The sequence below is a fragment of the Christensenella sp. KGMB01412 genome (genome assembly GCF_055522415.1).
On the sequence record NZ_JBVFVW010000011.1, the window covers coordinates 11,744 to 28,868 of the forward strand.

Sequence of the window (17,125 nt, forward strand, 5' to 3'; positions counted from 1 at the left end):
CCTCAATAAATTTCTGCATCAAGATTCATCAATGCGTTATTTCCCCATGCGCAAACGGCTTGTGCCGGTTTGGACGCAAATGTTCCAAGAGTGAATGCCATGCCCGTATTTCCCCTGGCATATATCTCCTGGATGGTCAGTTTATCCAATAATCCTCCATTATATGCAACATACCAGAATGAAACTCCCGATATCGTCGGTACGATCCGCATTGGCGCTATAAACTTAACGTATACGTTGGCATTGGTTGGTGTGTATGCGATAGCACCGTTTAAATCCGATGGAAGAACTTGATAATACCGTTGGCAAAGCAACAATTCCTCTGAATACAGCCTATGCACAAATGGAGTCGCAACGCTTCCATATTCCAGCTTCACATGATCAATACAAAGATTCCCCGTTTTAAATATATTCACACTGTCCGCGCCATATGTTCCTATCTCAGACGAAGCAAGTCCGAATCCAACTGTAAGGATATCCTCTTCTGTGACCGCTCCTTCCGGCACAGCAAACGTCAACGTAAATTTGTATTCCTTGTTTGCTTCCGGCATTTCCACTTGTAAAACGCCAAACGTATTATCGATGTCTGATTTTTTTGAAACAAATGCGGTATATTTTCTGCCTGCAATATTTGCAATCGCTTCAAATGATAAAGTGAATGTTTTCCCATTGATCCAATCGGCATTCACAATTTCAATATACTGTGATAATCTCGTATCTAACGTGATATCTTTTCTTGCATTGACACCAAATTTTTGTCTGACGCCTATTGCTTTTTCTACATTAATATCTTCAATCGGATTGGATGTCAAAAGCAGCCACCTGTCCGCTGTATATTTTCCGCCGCTTCCACCTAATGCTTCCATCCCGCGTTGCCACACCTGAAAGTCGCCGTTGATGATCAGATTCTGGTTTTTAGCTTCCACAACCGGAACGTCCCCATCCATATCCGGCGTCTTCCCATTGACAGATAACACCCTGCCCGCAGGTACCAAATAGACACGGTCAATGTATGCCGTCCCTTCGAATGCCGTGTTCGAATAGATCACAATATCACCTGCGCTGTTTTTTTCCATTTCAAACAGCACTGCCTTCATCTTATCCGTTTCCGTCGTATCGTAAAGCGCAGTCAATACGCAATGCTCACCCCGCCTATGCTCGCGTTCGGGGATATTCAGTACATATCCGCCGGCTTCGTTCTCCAGCCAGTCGGAATCAGAAAACGCCCAGATGCACGGCGGAGCAGTTACCCCTATTTCTTCATAAGACCTGCCGTATTTAATGATATAGTTGCATACGAGGTACGGTTGTAAATTATTGTGTGTCTGCCCGCCACCAGTAGCCCCGGTCTTCAACGCTCCGGGCGTTGGTATCGCCCCGCTTGGATAATACCAATATCTTGGGTCAGCCTGTGTTACGCTTGCCGGCGTCGTATATCCTCCAGGTGCCTTGACATGGTCATGGCTTGGCAGCTCCTCCACAGTCAGGCCATGCTTTTCTTCTCCTCCTGCCTTGCCGAGCGCGTCAAACGTGTCCTCATCCTTACCGACTCCCACGCGTCCCCGCATGTCCGGAACGCGAAATGTATTTGCCATATCATCGGCCTGGTTGTATCTCGTACCAATAATTTCAAAAAGAGTTTTATAATCCCCATTTGTTGGATAACTCGCGCCGTCGCACCATAAATATCCATCCGGCAATGTCTCACCTGCAAAAAATTTCATACATCCTACAGGTTCAAATTCCCCGCCGCCACCGCCGCCACCGCCGCCGGCATCAATCGCGTCTGTCACCGCCTTCTGGCTCATCACCGCTGTCGTTGACCGTCCCCTCATCTGGACAATGTCGGTTTTCGCAACATATTCGTTGAATTTTTGCAATAATTCCGCCTTGTCCTCAACTTCCAGTCTCCTGACGCTTTCCAAAACATCCTGTACGTTCGTTCCTTCCGCACCAAAAATTGTTGAAACGCCAATATTTTCCGCACCGCTTTTCCCCGCTTCCGTATCCATCAGCGCATCGATCAGTTCATTGTGTTTTCCAAGCGCAATCATCATCTTCCCAATATTGTCAAATCGCGCCTTCAGTTCAGAAGCGGATATGCCTTCAGCAGAAGGATTATCCGGCAGGCTGGAAACATCCTGTCCGTTAAAATCCGCATCTGTAAATTTCAATTTATCAATATTCATTCTTTTCTCCTTCACATTACCTATTTTACCTTTGTCTTCAGGTCATAGTAGACCGTCGCTCCATAAATTCCAAACGCTTCATCCAATACATCATTTTCGAATTTAAACTGCGTTGTAATGATCTTTTTCGCCTTTACCTTTGTATAAATAATATTTACATCCGTATTGGTGTTGAATGTAAACCGTTCAAAATCCACATCATCCCAGTTCATGATGTCCGCTTTTTTATCATCCACCAGAACCTCGGCCCCATCCTCTTTCAGATAGAGCTTGACACTTGACCTTGCGTACGGGTTCAGCTTTGTGTAAATCCTGCGCACCGTTTTGTATTTTGTATATGTGTCAAAAGCGATTGCCGGCGTCATCCAATACGCGGTGATCGCTTTTCCGTCGTCATTATACGACGATGAAATTTTCGTATTATAAAACCTCATCACACATCCATCATCAGTACCAAACAGCAATCTTTCGTTTTCCTTATACCAACATCGCGCAGGCACATTCTCCCAGTAATACCATTCATACTGGTATTGCTCGGCATTCTTTCCTTTGTAGTTTCGCTGCGCGGCGTCCGCCACATAAACGTGCCCATTTACCGCGATATAAAGATATCCCTGATATTCTACCGCCACGGCTTCCTCGAGCTTTGGTTCCCTGCACAGCTTTTTATTAATCAGCTCGCTTCTTGCCTGTGCATACTGCTGGGCCGTCACCGCGTTCGTAGTAATTGCAAATACTCCCTGCTTCGAGAGATACATATGGTCGTCCCTCAGATCCTTCATGCAATACGGAGAAACCGCACCTACGCCTGCAAGTCCGGTTTTCAGCGGGAAAAGAACTGTAATGTCATCTTTTAATGTTGCCGATCTCAGGAACACGGTCGCATCCTGCTCGTTATCTTCCTTCAAAATCGCCAGCTCGTTTCCGCTCCGCAGGTACCCAATGATTTTCGTATTGTCCTGTCCAACCTGGGCGTACATATTTTCCGGGAAGTAGGTAGGCAGCGCCTGCGTTCCGTCGGTAAAATCCGATACAAAATCCTGGTTGACATAATCCGGATTCCCCGCAACAAATAACCTGTTATATCCCCCCAGTCCCCATAGCACGCCCGTCGTACACTTGTTGATCTTGTCCGCCTGATTTTCTTTTTGATTCTCCTTTTTATAGGTAATGCGTACATTATCTTCCCCAGTTACCGGAGAGTTCCCAATAGCTCCTGCAAACGTCACTCTCCCGGACTTGGGTTCAACGCTCCACGATTGAATTACAGACCAGTTTCCGTTCGCTTCGAGCTTTTCGCATTTTTCCACTCCAGAAATATCAGTCGAATCGAGCTGATATACCGTTGCGCTCGTATTTCCCAAAAATTTATTGATCCGCAGCGGCGTCAGCAGGTTAAACTGGTCCTTGGTCTCGCCTCCCCCAGATGGCGGCGCAGCGATCGTGGATGTCGGCACGTACGCTGTTTTTTCCACCGGCTCTGCAACCTTTCCGTCATAACGCATCATCTTTTTTCCATCCAATATCCATAACTGGCTCTCCATTTGAAATGCGCAGCTTCGCATATCGTTCATGCCTGTGTATAGCTCAGTGGTCGTATTATCGTCCTTCCATAAATACAGCTTGTCGCCGCTATGAATTAATCGCTTTTCTTCTCGTTCTTTTTTGTCATTCAAATGGGATAACCGGAATATACCGTTTATCCTGCCCTGTAGCTGTAACAGCTTTTCATAACCAAACCGTTTCACCGGCCTCCCGCTCTGGTCCGATATCATGTTCAGGCAGTCAGGGGAACGCGATAAAGATACAGCGCCAATTTCGCTTTCAAAATCCGCTCCTTTAAACTCCTTGAACTCTATTGCCTTGGTTCCGTTGGAAGGCGGAAGCTTTGCTCCAACCGTCATATTCCATCACCTCCGTAAACGTCCTCTACCTCTTCCGTGACCGCCTTTGCATATTTGATCTTGTTCGTTTCATAATTTGCGTTACAAATATTGGCTTTGTCATTTTCGTCGTCCTGAAAAAGCAGCCAGTAAGCCAGCCCATAACTCATCACACCACTGATTACTTCATGCTCAAAAGGGATGATATCCTCCATATTTTTTACTGCCGGAATTTCTTCCAAAGGTTCCTTTCCGGTAAAAATTCTGCGCGTATTATTGCACTCAAAGCAATCTATCATCAGCTGGTTTACAAGATTCACTGTAAATGTCGCATATCCGCTTTCATATCCGGCTTCCTCACCCATTACAGACATTGCCTGCCGCAACAGATCCCTCACTGTTATTTTATCTTCCATATCTTTTCCTTTCCGCATTTGCAGATATCCTCGATTCTGCGCATGAAAAAAGGACGAATTATTTCGTCCTTCCACTTTTTCCATACTATCATGTTACTATATTTTATCCGACGCTGCCCGCCATTCATCCGACATCCATTTCAGGCTTATTGTCCAAATTCCAGCAGTTCGGCAAGCTGCTCGTCATAATCAAAATCATGCCTGCCCTGTGGAGCAATCGTGTCGGCAGGTATTGGCCTTCCCGCCACAAAATAACGAATCGCGTCCGGCGCGTGAGTCAATTCATGCGGCTCGCGTGCGCAATCATTCGGATTCTTACCGTCGTAGCGCAAAGCAGGAAGCGTCCTGATCAGGTTGACGCAGTTTTCAAAAATTTTCAAATGCGCGTCCCGCTCCTTATTATCCTGTATCATTTGTTTATTTGCTTCATTTAACAGCGAATATGGCTTCAACCATTCCTTCAAATTGTACCAGCCCTGCACCCTGTCGTTGCTGGCCCGGGCAAGCAGTATTCCCTGTTCGGAAAATATTTCCGCCGTACTTTTCCCCGTATCGCTGTGCCTGTTCCACAAATCCGGCGGGGCATAATACGCGTAAACCGGTTCATCCGTCATCTCTATAATTTTTTGCGCCGCGTCGGATACCTTCAGCCCGCTTTCATACAGCTCTTTATATACAAACGCATTCTCCCTTTCGTCCATTGCGATCCAGTAACATGCCAGCATATCGAGCCCATAGTCAAGCGTCACATACCTGCGCCAGTGTTGCGGTATCACAAACGGCTGCACTACGTGTATTTCGCGCTTGAACTCTCCAAAATATTGTCCTTCAAAGATATCCCAGTCCCCGTATAGCATTGCCTTTTTCCGGTCCTCCGGCAAATTTTCCAGTGTTCGCACATAGTCCGGCGAATGCTTCATCAAAAAATCATTTTCATAAACAAGCGATTGTATAAACGCATAGTCCTGCTCCCGCTCGCTTTCACGGTATTCCCTGTCTATAAAAAGCCTCTTCACCCATGCGTGCCCTACGCCGCCCGGATTGCAAGTCAAATACATCCTCGGTAAAAATTGTTTCCTGCAAAGCCCTGACGAGCGGTTTGACTCCGTGAGCGTCTGGTACTGAAATTCCGTAAACTGCGTCGCTTCCTCCATAAAAATCACGTCGTATGCCTGCCCCTGGTATTGTAAAACATCCTGCTCTCCTGCACAATATCCGAGTTTTAACCTGCTTCCGTTTGGAAACAAAAACTCGCGTGTGCTTTCCTTGTATTTTGCAATCCCTTTCAGGAGGCCCAATAGCACGATCACATGGTTTTCCCTCAATTCCGGCAGCGTACGCCGCAATAGCAATATCTGTATCCCGTCGTAATTAAGCGCCAGCAACACCACCTTCATGCGCGCCGCCCAGCTTTTCCCGCCGCCGCGCGCGCCTCCGTATGCCACATACTTTGCGTTCTCCGCAAAAAATTTTGCCTGCTTGGGGTATGGCTTTACCATTTTCAGTACAGCCTTCATTTCGCCCACTCCTTAATGTTGTCGTCAAGCTCTACTCGAATCACATCCTCGCCCTTGTCTTCTTCTTTCTCATCGAGTATTCTGTAATACTTGGCCAAAAATTCTGCCGCCTTTGTCCTGTCAGCCACCTTAACCGGCTGCCTGACCAGTATTTCCTGCCCTGTCTCCTGGTCAACTTCGATGCGCTGTTCAAACACCTCGTCACGCATCAACGCAGTAAAATACTGTAATATTTCCCATGTCTGTGCCAGCTTCCTGTTCTTCTCATTGTTCTTTAATTCATCTATATATCGTCTCACCCGTTTGTCAGCCAGTATCGCCTGTGCCGTCCGCCGCGCCCTTTTTTCACTGTACCCCGCTCGCAACGCCGCTTGTGTTGCGTTCTCATCCTTGATATATTCCCTGCAAAAACGTTGTTGCCTTTCTGTCATTTTGCCGCTCTCCCATAGCTAAAAAATTTTTACATTTAATGAAATTAATGTGCTTATCCCTCCAAATGTGTTTATAAGTATTATGTAAAGAAAACAGATTGTAAGGAGGTCTCATTATGACATACAAAATAATCGTACGCGATCCCTCAGAGGGAACAGAAATCTATTTGGATAATCTGGCAAAAGAACAGGCCATCAAAGAAGCCGAAGAGCGCGCTAAAGATTCTACCAAACAGGTATATATCAGCTTTGTTGACGACGAAGGCCACGGCGGTTACCTGAACCGTGACGGTGCGACCTGTAATTGCCCTGGCGAACCCTGGTAAACCGAATTTCTCCTTCTGATAATTTTGGAAAGCAGCCATATATATATGGCTGCTTTCCTTTTTTCTATTTCTTACGCATTCACAGCCTGTGCGAGTGCGCTGCGGTAACTTCCCTCTTTTTCCGCAAACGCTTTGATTGTCTGTCCCGATTCCAAAGAAACCGCCGCCGTATAGGTTTTTACGGATTTGGAATACCTTGGATCTGTCCCGTCCACCGTGTATTTGAATGTCACGCCGGATACCGCCGTGATCGTCGCCGCGTTCGACGCAATCGCAATCTTTGGCACCGCAAGCACCTTCGCGGTGTCAACAGCCGCATATACGCCGCCCGCCTTTGCGCCCAGTACAAACGCGTCAAAATAATTCCTTCCTTCAAGCACGTTTCCGTCGATTCCAGCGACGTCGTTCAGCACGCGCATCGTCTTGATCTTGTTCGGGTTAATCACCGAGCCCTTAAATGTAATCAGGAAATAAACGCCTTCCGGGAAGTACACATCCGGTACTTTGATTGCCTGCATATCTGCGATCATACCTACATAGCCTTTTGCAAGCGCCTTTTCCGCCAGCGTATCTACCGCCAGAAATTCCTTGGAAAGTCTCAGCATATTGTAATACGTGGTCGGGATATAAAGTACCCTTTCCTGATCAGGTACAAGCTCGTTGTCCAGCACCTTTGCGCCTTCAAAAATTTTCTCTACAATCGTTTCCTTCGTAGGCGCGTCTGTCCCCGCGATTGTTCCCGCCTGCTCGGCCCAGCGTCTCAACGTATATTTGTCCATGTAGGGAACCACCTGCTCCTTGATCTGTGCGTTCAGCATCTTCGCCGCACCCTTTGTATTCATCTGGTCCACATTGTTGCCTTTGTCGATTGTGATTGAAAATCCCTTGTCCTGTGAAAGCTCTACCTCCTGCACAGTGTCCTGCATCTCAACCGGCGTTCCAAAACGGTTTTCCCCGCTGCGCTTATAGTCGTTAAGATCAACCGTCTGGGGCGTATAAATTGAGATCGATTTCACACCTGCAAAATCATATTCCATCGAGGCATTACCCGCCACATAGCTTTCCTTTGTAAATTTTTCTGCGATCTTATTGCTGTATTTTCCTGCCAAATTAACTGCCATATTATATTCTCCTTTTTATTTCATTAATTCCGTGATAAACGGATCCTCCGCTTCCACGCCCAGGCCTTTCACGCTCCCTGGTAATTTCTCTCTATTCTTTTTTTCATGTTTCAAAGCGCGAAGCTCCTGCTCACGCTCCTCGAGCAAATAATTCTGGTACGCCGCCACCGGAGATGCCCCCGCGCGTATTTCTTCTACCACAGTGTCAGGCAAATCCTCAACATCGGGATACATCCGTTCAAACTCGTCGATTCCGGAAAAAACAATCGCCTTTTCCTTCATTTGCGGATCGTTTCCCGGATTGTTTTTATACCTTGCGTTTTCCAGCTCAATCCGGGCAATATGCTCTGCCATTTCATAATCATAGCCCTGTCCGCTCAACTGCTGCGCCCTCATCGCGCATTTTGCTTCGTCCTCAGCCTGTTCCGCCCTCGATATCAGTTCTTCCTTGCTTATCCCCGCTTGCTGTGCGAGCCGTTCCAAAATTCTTTGTTCTTCGTTGGGAGTATTTTTCTGGTTTTCTATTTCTTCTTTGGAAAACACATATTCCTGTCCGTCTAAAAAGACCTTTACTCCCATATTGTCGCTTGAAGCGTTTTTATTTTCTTCGCTCGAAGCGTCTTCAATATCTGTTTCGCTGATGTCTGTGTTGTACATTCGATCTGCCTTCTCTGTTTTTTCCATGGCGTCCGCCGCCTGCGTATCGCTGTCAAACACTTTTTCAAAATCAGCTTCCTGTTCCGCCGACATTTCCTCTGCCAGCGTGTCCTCGATCTCCTGTGTAATCATATCTTCCATGGTGTTTCCTTTCCTGTACCTTAAGAACGCGGCCTTCCTCGCCGGTTCCGGCAATCCCGCTATCCAAGCGGTTGTTCATTTCGTATTTCTGATTTCACGCCGTATGCAATGCACTTCGGGTTTACACATTCCAGTGTCAATACCGCAAACAGCCTTGTCGGCGTTTCTTTCGAATCGTCTCCCTCCACAACGTTCCTGCTTCCTGTCACACGCAGCGAGCATCCGCATTCGCTGCAAACGTCCCTGTTCATTATGCTGTCCTCCTTTACTTTAAGGCATAAAAAAAGAGCGGTTTTCTTCGCTCTTTCCGGCCTCTGTTTCCATGTTACCATTATACGATATTTTTCCGGACATTACCTGCCCCCTGACGGACATGGTGCAGACATAAGAAGATTTATTCTGTCGGCATTTCCATTTCTGCAACCTGTTTTAGTAAAAATCAATACCGCATTTAGCCAATAATTTCGAAATATCATCCTCAGATTTAATATATATTCCTCCTATTTCTGTATCATTATATATATCTAATTCACGCCCTTTATACTTATAGCATTGAATCATAGTATCATCTGCGTCAATCAACAATTCTTTTTTTTCAATTCCTTCAGCACTATTAATTAGCATAGATACTTTTTGAAACATTTTTTCGTCACAATCTGGTGATATAAAATATTCTTTCATTTAATTCACTCCATTCCTACTAATTTGTTATACTTTTTGTTTAATTTTGTTGCTGTCAAATAGATATCTTCCACCGCTTCCTCTTTTGTCATATGCTTCGTTTTCATCTTTTTTTGGAGTAATTCATCAAACGTTAGATTAGGTCTTTTTCTTTCTAATTTCATTCTATTTTCTACATCCGCCATTAAACCTCTTGTTTGTTTCCTATACAAATTTCTCAGTTCAAAAGCTTGTTTGGCTTGTTCTTCAAACGATAATGAACGATCAACCAATTTAGGTATATCGACAACCTTATTATAATACCATTCTCTAGCTGTTAGATTGTCTAATGATTCTCTTGGCAAATCTTCAAAATCAGATTCAATAATTTTCTCAATATTATCAAACCTTTTGCCTTTTAATATTATATCACCCTCTTCATTCGTCTGTAGTGCTCTTTTCTCAATATCATTGTTTTTTTCATTTCTTTGTCTTTCTCCCGTCATTTCCCCTACAATTTCTCTTGCCGCCGCTTCCGCTTCTCCCTGCGTCATGCCCTGCTGCTCCCGCGCGGCTTTCCCAATCATTTCCTCAAGGCTTACTTCCCCGCGCCCCTCTGCATCCGTGAACTTCTTCCCCTCCGGCGTATCAAAATACTCCATGATCTCCTGTGCCGCGCTTTTCGGTTGGCTGTCTGCTGTCCTCGCGCCGTCAATCCCGGTCTCCTTGCCCGCCAGTGCCTGCGTCGCCTCAGCCAGCGTTTCTTCACTCAAAAGCCCCGGTGCCGCCCTGTTTCCTTTGCCTGTCAGTCCCGCGTCAATGCCCGATCCGGCGGTTCCTTCCTGCACAGCCGCAGCGTCCCTGCTCTGTCCTCTAAGCCCGTCTGCCGCTTCCTTGCCAGACAGCATATCCAGCATCGGCGTTCCCGTTCCCTCCAAAAGGTTGGTTGCTCCCGCGCTTTCCATATCGCCCGTTTGTGTCCCTGTCCTTCCCGTGATCCCGAGCCCGCGGCCCATTGCGTCCATTCCTTTTCCGGCCCCGTTTGCCACAATCGATGTTAGCGCGCCAACCAGCCCGCTATACAGCTGCTCCTCTGTAAATAGTTTGATCTCGTTGTTCTCCCCAAAAATCAGGTTCCTCAGTACTGGCTCCAAAAACGACTGCATGCTTTCCTGTGTAAATTCTCCTCCGCTGTCAATTCCCTGTTGAAGCAAATACTTCAGAATTCCCTGTCCAGCCCTGCTTTTAAAGGTGTTTTCAATCACCTTGTTTGAGTTCAGTAAAAATTTCTCCGCTGTTTTTTCCATTCCGCCCAACTTGGAAATACCACCGATCAAATACTGCGTCGTTCCTTCCAGCACACCTACCGCCGCTCCGTAAGCCACCGCCTTGTCCACAGGCTTTCCTTCCTTCAACGATTGGTTTACCGCTCCGCCAAACGCATTCGCCGCCGATACTGCCGTTCCAAATATGGGGTTCACCGCCCCCGCGGCAATCGCCGGCGCCGCGTTCGATACGTTATATACCACGTCGTTCCACAGTCCGTCCACCTCCGTAAGCTCCGGCCTGTACTCGTTCCGCGCCGCGTTATACATCCCGTCCTCCACCGCCAGCGTGCTTCCCCGTATAAGGTCCGTGGTCTGCCTCATAGAACCCAAAAAGCTTTCCAGTCCCGCCCCCGCTGCCGTCGTGCCCAGCATATACCGCTTCATCCATGGATCATCCTTCTCTTTGATCGCCTCTACCACCTCCGCTCCGGCTTTCGCGCTCACTTCGCCACGGATAAGGTCCAGGTAATTCAGCGCCTCCGGCAAGCCCTTGTCGTCGTAAATTGCATAAAATACGTCTTTCTGCTCATCTGTTGCATAAGAGCTTCCATTGAGGTTAATCTGAGAAACCACCTCGTTCCCCTCGTGGAACGGATCAAATTCGCCTGTCGATCTCGATTCCGCTTCGGCCAGCCGCGCCTTGCCCCTTGCCGCTTTTTCCTCAAATCCCGGCTGCCCTGCCATCGCTTCGTAATCCCTCAGCTCCTCTGCCTTTTGCATGGCCTGTCCGTAATTCACAGCATGCTCCTTCAGGAATTTCGTATTGTCTATCTGCTCTTGAAGCGCCTGTATCCTGCCCGCCTTCGCGGTCTGCTCCTTCGTGCTTTCAGCCCTTGCCGAACGCTCCTCTTTAAGCCGCTTCTCCAATGCCTTTTGCTCTGTTTCATATCCCTCCGCCGTTTTTTCCGGCTTCATCTCCAGCGGGTGTGCACGCAACTCGTCACGCTCTTTCTCCAGTGTTTCGTCCGCCTCGTCGGTATATTTCTTTTTTTGCTCGAACAACTGAAGCGTTTTGTCATAAAGCTCTGTTTGCCCTGTTCCGGATAAATACGCAAGCATATTTTCTTCCTGTGTCCCAAGCTCTGCATTTTTGGCAATCTGCGACATCATCCTTTCAGGATGGTAGCCTCCCGCCATATTATTAAAATCATCTGCCGCGGCTTTTTTTCTTCCGTTTTCCACGCCTGCCCAGTATTCATCCTCGCTCACGCCCTTCAACGCGTTTCCAATGTCCTCGCTCAGCTTTCCATATTCAGCTTCAAATCGGTCTTTCTCTTCTTTCTTTTTTGCCCGTTCCTCCTGTGCTTTCGCCTCCTCTTCTTCTTTTCTTTTGTTCAACTCCTCATCAGATAAAAACGGGCCCTTATCTTCTTTTTTAAGCTCATTGAGCCATTCCCACATCGGCTTTGTGAATACGGCTTCCCAAAGCTTGTCTTTTCGTTGCTTTTCCTGATTCTCATTGGGTTTTGCGGTTTTATTCCCATCCTGCTTTTTTACCATTCCAAATTGATTTTCAAAACCGTTTTCCGCCTGCTTTGCGCCCCATATCGGCTGTGTCTGTTCTTTCAGCTGTCCCGCCGGTTTGATCTCCGGCTCCATATTAAGTCCCATAACGCCGGACGGCCTGCTCTTCCAGCCCGGCTTCCATTGCGATTGCTCAGGCTCATTCGTACTGTTTGTTTTATTTTGTGTTTCGCTTTGACGCGATGTATTCCCGCTGCTTTTCTTAGCCTGGCTTTTCGTCGGGCGCGACGGCTCGCTTCGCTTGCTTGTGTTGTATCCGTCCACGCCTGACGGCTTGGTTTTTGTATTGCTTGTCTTTTTTTCCTGCTTCTGGTTCCCGCCTGTCGCGGGCCCGCCGCCCGGCATTCCCTGCCAGCGCTTTTTGTCATACCACCAATCCGGTTTCTTGTTCGTATTTGCCATTTTCTCTCCTCTTTTTCCGCACAAAAAATACGCATTGCCTTCCATCGCCATGCGTATCCTTTGTATGCCCGTTTCGTTATTTCATTTTTCCGCTTTGCCGTTCCAGCTCGCTGACCAGCCACATTTTCTGTTCCTCGGTCGTCTCCAGCTTTTCTACTGCCTCGATTACCGCCTGCGGTTTAAGCGTTTTCAGTTCCTCCAGAATTTTCATCAGCTCTTCCGCAGAAAAACTACCGTCCGGTGGGCCGTCCGCTTCCTCAGCCTCCGTCGCCCCGTCAGTCCCCATATCCATCCGTGCTTTGTTCTCCCGGATAAATTCCTGTAATTCCTCATCGCTCATGCCTTTTACATCCGGGCTTTCTCCAGTTCCTTCTTCTGTATCTCCCATCTGCCCCTTCATGTCGGCAATGAATGCCTGCAACTCTTCGTCACTCATGTCTGCGGGATTCGGCATTGCGCCTTCTCCCTGCACGCCGGATGCGAAGGGCGGCGCTCCCATCGCCTGTCCTCCAGGCATTTCCGGCATTCCATCCATCCCGGCGCCCATCATTCCCCCTGCTGCGCCCTGCGCCTGCCGTATACTTTCAACGATCTTATTCTTATTCTTGATATACCCCTCCGGCACAGCCTCCAGATACGTTAACGCATCCGGTATAATCTTGTTTTTCATCATACTGTCAAGCGTCTGAACCTGCATCAACTCAGACCAATAGGAGCCCTGCCCAATATCGATTTTCAAATTCAGCGCATAATTTTTCAGCAGGCCGAAATCAAATTCCTCCTTTGTCACATTTCCCTCATTGTCCGTCAGCGTAACGCAACGCGTTCCGTAATCGACGCGCATCATCTCGATAAAGATGCGAACGCAGCTTTCCACAAAATTGTAAAAATCCATCCTTTGGATATCGAGCGGCATACCCGCCGCCTTTTGCACGGCAATAATTGCCGATGTGTTGTCCGGCTTCACATTTCCAAGAGCCGCGTCCGACGCTCCCATCATTTCTTTGGTCTGCGTGATGGTAGACTGCACCATGTTCATCACATTGTTGCTCATATCGGCAGACTGGAAGTTCGCAAACAGCGCCTCGTTCGGATTCCCCGCCACGCCGATCGCCTTCCCGATCCGGTTGTCCCACGCCGCTATCTTGGTACGGTCATAAAGCATCTTGGGAAACGCCATCTTCGTCGTATACATCATCGCCATGGCATAAAGCTTGTTGACAAATATCTGGTTTTGTATCTTTCCTGTCAGCGGTGAAATCCCATGATAGCAATTTTTCATGGTCTCCCAGCTCAGCCATGCCAACGGATACAGCTTGTATTCCGTATCAGCTTCTCTTTTGATCACCGCATTCCTCGTGCACTTGATAATATGTACGGTTCCTTTTTCTTTCCACATTTTCAGGACTACCGTCGTATAGTCGTTGTCCCTGTCTTTTTCTGTGTTCACATAGTAGCTCTCATTATCCGCTACCACCTCGTCCGGGTTCATCCCGTTCATGCGGGCCTCGTCCTTCACTTCTTCCGTCAGCCTGCGGTAAGCAATCAGTACATACGGCTGCTCCTGCACTTCACCCTCAGATGGGTTGCCAAACAATACGTTTGTGTTGTCCACAAGGTCTACCTTAATTTCGCCCTTATAGTCAAAGCCTGTTTCAGCGTCCGGGTCAAACCAGATATAAAAGCACCCGTCGCCGTCCACCGCGCAGTTGCGTATCATTTTCCTGTTTTTAAACTTCATATTAGAGCGTTCGATGATGTTATCCACTTCCTGCGCGATAATTTTTGGAATTTTTTCATCCAGACTGGGTTCCCCAATCGTTCCCGCCTGCAAATCAGTCGAACCGCCGACAGGCTGCTCCCGCAATGCCTTCTGGTCGTTTTTCCCATCTGCCTGCGCTCCTTTTTTTCCCCTTTTTTTCTGCCCGTCCCCATTGCCTGGCCGGTTCGCCAACTCCACATTGGTCGCGATATCATCCGAAATCAGCATTGCCGTATAATAGTTTACCACCGGCTTCAAAAAATTGAATACCGGCTTATCAAGATCCGGTGCGTTCACGCCCTCCCACTGTTTATCATTGAAAAAATTGTTGTTCCGCTCTACGTTGTCATATAAGTTGATCCCTGTATTATAAGAGATTCCTCTTTCGTATTCCTTCCAAATTTCACTTGCTTCTTTTTTGATTCTCATTTTTCAGGCCCATCCTCCCTGTCTCTTTTTTTAAACTCTCGGTTCCTTCTTCTTGCCCTGTTCCTTGCCGCCAAACCATATTTCCCCATGCTTTTCCGCCTAACGGCCCAAATCCCTGTTTGCTATCCGCTTTCTTATTCTTCCTCTTCCGGATGTTGTTTCCTTCCGTTGTAATTCATCAGGTTATTCAGCTGTTCTGTCTGCCTGTCCTTTTTATCGATCTGTGCAGGCTTTTCCGGAATCGCATCCCGCGTTCTTTTTTCGATGCAAAACGGCTGCCTCACATAAGCCCCTGCAAAAAATGCTGCAATCATCCCCACTACAATGAATACTTCCATATTGCTACCTCCTTTTTTTCAATAAAAAAGAGCCCTGTTTTCCGGGCTCTTCCCAGTTATATCCCCGCATTTTCTTCATAATACCAGTCTATCACGCATCAGCCGACTTTGCGCGCCGTAGCTGCGACACGTTCACGCCACGCCCCCGGCAAGCTTCTTCAGCAGATTTTTACGGATACGCTGCGTCTGCCGTTCCGAATACCCCTGTTTATCGGCAATCCAGGCCACGCTCAGCCTGTCGATATACCGCAGCCTCAAATATTCGCATTCAACCTCCGAAAGCCCCGCTTCGTCCACCTTCCGCTTGATCTCGTCAAAATCAAAGCATAAATCCCTCAACTGTTCCGATTTCCGCGTTATCCTGTCGTCGAAAACGTCCACCATCTTCTGTACAACACAATAAACAGGATCATCCTTTTTTTCTGCTTTTACGCGTTCGCTGTCCGGCACAGATACGCGCAGCAGCCCCTCCATGCAGGAATATTTTTCAGCAAACAGCTCTTTTATTTCATCCTTACATTCTTTGATCTGTTTTTTCAAATTTCCAAACCTGTATAACAGGCGCTCCACCTTTTCCATTTTTCTCTCCTTTTACCTGCAAAACCTGTTTTCATGATATGCAATTTCCCGCTCGCACGCTCTTATTTCAACATCGTAGTAATCGAGCACATCCTCTTTCAGGTCCACGCTCAGGCACTCGAGGTCCTCCACGTCGCGCCGCTCGTCCTCCAAAAGATACATGCGCTCCTCTATTTCTTCAAGCCGCGGCCGGTACCGCCCGGGGTATTCTTCTCCTGTCGCCATACAATTACTGATATACGGCGGGTCTGTAATCCGTCCTCTCATCTTCCTTTTCCACTCCTTTTCCAAAATTTCTTTACATTTCTCATTCGGCAATGCTCTGCATTTGCCATTACCGGTATCCTTATTTGTTTTACGAGCCAATATATTAGCAAACTCAATATTAGTTAAGCTAATATTAGCACGCGGTGTTGATTATGTCAATAGATTATATTAGTTTTTCTAATATTTATTTCATTGAAAAAACCGACATTTTTCGTTAGAATATTAATAAAGTTAATATTTCGAGGTTATTTCCCCTATGAATCGAATCAAAGAATTAAGAAACCAAAAAGGCTTGAAGCAAACCGACCTGTGCAAGCAGCTCGGCGTTACGCAGGGTGCGCTTTCCGGCTGGGAAAATGAAAATTACGAGCCTGATATCAAAGCGCTCAAAAAGATGTCGGAAATCTTCGGCGTATCTGTAGATTACATCCTGTGCCTGACGGACGAACCTTCTCCTTCAGGCGAGGAAACCCTTGTCGCGCTTTCCGCTCCAAAGGGTTACGATCAGCTCACCGAGGAAGAACGCATTGAAATCGAGCAAATTATTGCGATCTATAATAAGCGCCGGGAAACGAATTAAAAATTTTTTCCAAAGCTTCATCGTTCGACATAATTCGACACACCTGCCTGCTATAATAAAAGCAAAGAGGTGAGGACGAAAATGTTAGACGATATTTTAGATGAAGAAATTCGCAAAAACGGCATCAAGCTCGAAACCTATCCCTTCCGCGCGGACATCAACGCACTCACGGTCGGAAAGACTATTTTGCTCAATAGTAGTCTCGATAATACCGCGCAGAAAAACGCGGTCAAAGCCCACGAGCTCGGTCACCAAAATACATGTGTGATCAATCTTTTGCATGCCGAAAAGCATATCCAGAATAAATATGAATATGTTGCTGACCGTTGGGCCACGCTCAAAGTCATGCCGGTAGAAAAGCTTCTCCAGGGCTATCGGATGGGCCTTCGCACTTATGAGGAATTTTGTGATTTCCTTGAAATAGACCAACCCTTTTTCCTGCGCGGTTTATCCGTTTTTTCCAATATCTACGGCAATTATTGCATCAAGGACGGTTGCCTGATCCGTTTTGATCCTCTGAATATAGATATCTTTTAAAGCGACTTAACATAAAACAGGTTATGCAAAATATACGA

General features: G+C 47.1%; 17 protein-coding genes. 3 read left to right on the top strand and 14 right to left on the bottom strand.

Annotation, left to right across the window (positions count from 1 at the left end; all coding sequences use genetic code 11):
- Nucleotides 1-2 precede the first annotated feature (2 nt).
- From ACS5WU_RS12625 to ACS5WU_RS12645, 5 genes are all read right to left on the bottom strand, one after another.
- Nucleotides 3-2,189, bottom strand: a complete 2,187-nt coding sequence (locus tag ACS5WU_RS12625) for a tail fiber protein (RefSeq protein WP_302760057.1) — start codon at nt 2,187-2,189, stop codon at nt 3-5.
- 20 nt (nt 2,190-2,209) lie between these two features.
- Nucleotides 2,210-4,093, bottom strand: a complete 1,884-nt coding sequence (locus ACS5WU_RS12630) for a hypothetical protein (RefSeq protein ID WP_302760056.1) — start codon at nt 4,091-4,093, stop codon at nt 2,210-2,212.
- A complete protein-coding gene (locus ACS5WU_RS12635) occupies nt 4,090-4,506 on the bottom strand; it encodes a hypothetical protein (RefSeq protein ID WP_131924999.1) in 417 nt (138 codons plus the stop codon). The genes ACS5WU_RS12630 and ACS5WU_RS12635 overlap by 4 nt, the downstream gene beginning before the upstream one ends.
- Nucleotides 4,507-4,634: 128 nt before the next feature.
- Nucleotides 4,635-6,005 carry a phage terminase large subunit gene (locus ACS5WU_RS12640; RefSeq protein ID WP_302760055.1) on the bottom strand — a complete coding sequence of 457 codons (1,371 nt, stop codon included), beginning with the start codon at nt 6,003-6,005 and terminating at the stop codon, nt 4,635-4,637.
- Entirely contained in the window at nt 6,002-6,436 is a 435-nt protein-coding gene (locus tag ACS5WU_RS12645) for a terminase small subunit (protein ID WP_046443930.1), read from the bottom strand. The genes ACS5WU_RS12640 and ACS5WU_RS12645 overlap by 4 nt, the downstream gene beginning before the upstream one ends.
- A gap of 116 nt (nt 6,437-6,552) precedes the next feature.
- Between ACS5WU_RS12645 and ACS5WU_RS12650 the strand changes: the two genes are divergently transcribed.
- Nucleotides 6,553-6,762 carry a hypothetical protein gene (locus ACS5WU_RS12650; protein ID WP_046443929.1) on the top strand — a complete coding sequence of 70 codons (210 nt, stop codon included), beginning with the start codon at nt 6,553-6,555 and terminating at the stop codon, nt 6,760-6,762.
- 71 nt (nt 6,763-6,833) lie between these two features.
- Here ACS5WU_RS12650 and ACS5WU_RS12655 read toward each other — a convergent pair whose 3' ends face one another.
- The 9 genes from ACS5WU_RS12655 to ACS5WU_RS12695 all read right to left on the bottom strand — a co-directional run bounded on the left by ACS5WU_RS12655 (nt 6,834) and on the right by ACS5WU_RS12695 (nt 15,970).
- Nucleotides 6,834-7,883 carry a chitobiase/beta-hexosaminidase C-terminal domain-containing protein gene (locus ACS5WU_RS12655; RefSeq protein WP_302760054.1) on the bottom strand — a complete coding sequence of 350 codons (1,050 nt, stop codon included), beginning with the start codon at nt 7,881-7,883 and terminating at the stop codon, nt 6,834-6,836.
- Between the two features lie 15 nt (nt 7,884-7,898).
- Complete coding sequence (locus ACS5WU_RS12660) at nt 7,899-8,681, bottom strand: hypothetical protein (RefSeq protein ID WP_302760053.1); 783 nt, start codon at nt 8,679-8,681, stop codon at nt 7,899-7,901.
- Nucleotides 8,682-8,740: 59 nt separating this feature from the next.
- On the bottom strand, nt 8,741-8,932 hold the full coding sequence (locus ACS5WU_RS12665) for a hypothetical protein (RefSeq protein WP_302760052.1): 192 nt from the start codon (nt 8,930-8,932) through the stop codon (nt 8,741-8,743).
- Nucleotides 8,933-9,110: 178 nt separating this feature from the next.
- On the bottom strand, nt 9,111-9,362 hold the full coding sequence (locus ACS5WU_RS12670; RefSeq protein ID WP_302760051.1) for a hypothetical protein: 252 nt from the start codon (nt 9,360-9,362) through the stop codon (nt 9,111-9,113).
- A gap of 5 nt (nt 9,363-9,367) precedes the next feature.
- Nucleotides 9,368-12,595: a hypothetical protein gene (locus ACS5WU_RS12675; RefSeq protein ID WP_302760050.1), complete on the bottom strand. Its 3,228-nt coding sequence runs from the start codon at nt 12,593-12,595 to the stop codon at nt 9,368-9,370.
- A 76-nt stretch (nt 12,596-12,671) separates the two neighbouring features.
- On the bottom strand, nt 12,672-14,786 hold the full coding sequence (locus ACS5WU_RS12680; RefSeq protein WP_302760049.1) for a hypothetical protein: 2,115 nt from the start codon (nt 14,784-14,786) through the stop codon (nt 12,672-12,674).
- A 134-nt stretch (nt 14,787-14,920) separates the two neighbouring features.
- Nucleotides 14,921-15,124, bottom strand: coding sequence for a hypothetical protein (locus tag ACS5WU_RS12685; RefSeq protein WP_302760048.1), 204 nt, complete (start codon nt 15,122-15,124; stop codon nt 14,921-14,923).
- A gap of 132 nt (nt 15,125-15,256) precedes the next feature.
- On the bottom strand, nt 15,257-15,703 hold the full coding sequence (locus tag ACS5WU_RS12690) for a hypothetical protein (protein WP_302760047.1): 447 nt from the start codon (nt 15,701-15,703) through the stop codon (nt 15,257-15,259).
- A 12-nt stretch (nt 15,704-15,715) separates the two neighbouring features.
- A complete protein-coding gene (locus tag ACS5WU_RS12695) occupies nt 15,716-15,970 on the bottom strand; it encodes a hypothetical protein (protein WP_302760046.1) in 255 nt (84 codons plus the stop codon).
- A gap of 256 nt (nt 15,971-16,226) precedes the next feature.
- Between ACS5WU_RS12695 and ACS5WU_RS12700 the strand changes: the two genes are divergently transcribed.
- Together ACS5WU_RS12700 and ACS5WU_RS12705 are read left to right on the top strand one after the other, a co-directional pair.
- The gene (locus ACS5WU_RS12700; protein WP_059108634.1) at nt 16,227-16,550 is read left to right on the top strand and encodes a helix-turn-helix transcriptional regulator; all 324 of its coding nucleotides are present in this window, start codon (nt 16,227-16,229) and stop codon (nt 16,548-16,550) included.
- Between the two features lie 81 nt (nt 16,551-16,631).
- Nucleotides 16,632-17,087 carry a hypothetical protein gene (locus ACS5WU_RS12705; protein WP_046443919.1) on the top strand — a complete coding sequence of 152 codons (456 nt, stop codon included), beginning with the start codon at nt 16,632-16,634 and terminating at the stop codon, nt 17,085-17,087.
- Nucleotides 17,088-17,125 lie beyond the last annotated feature (38 nt).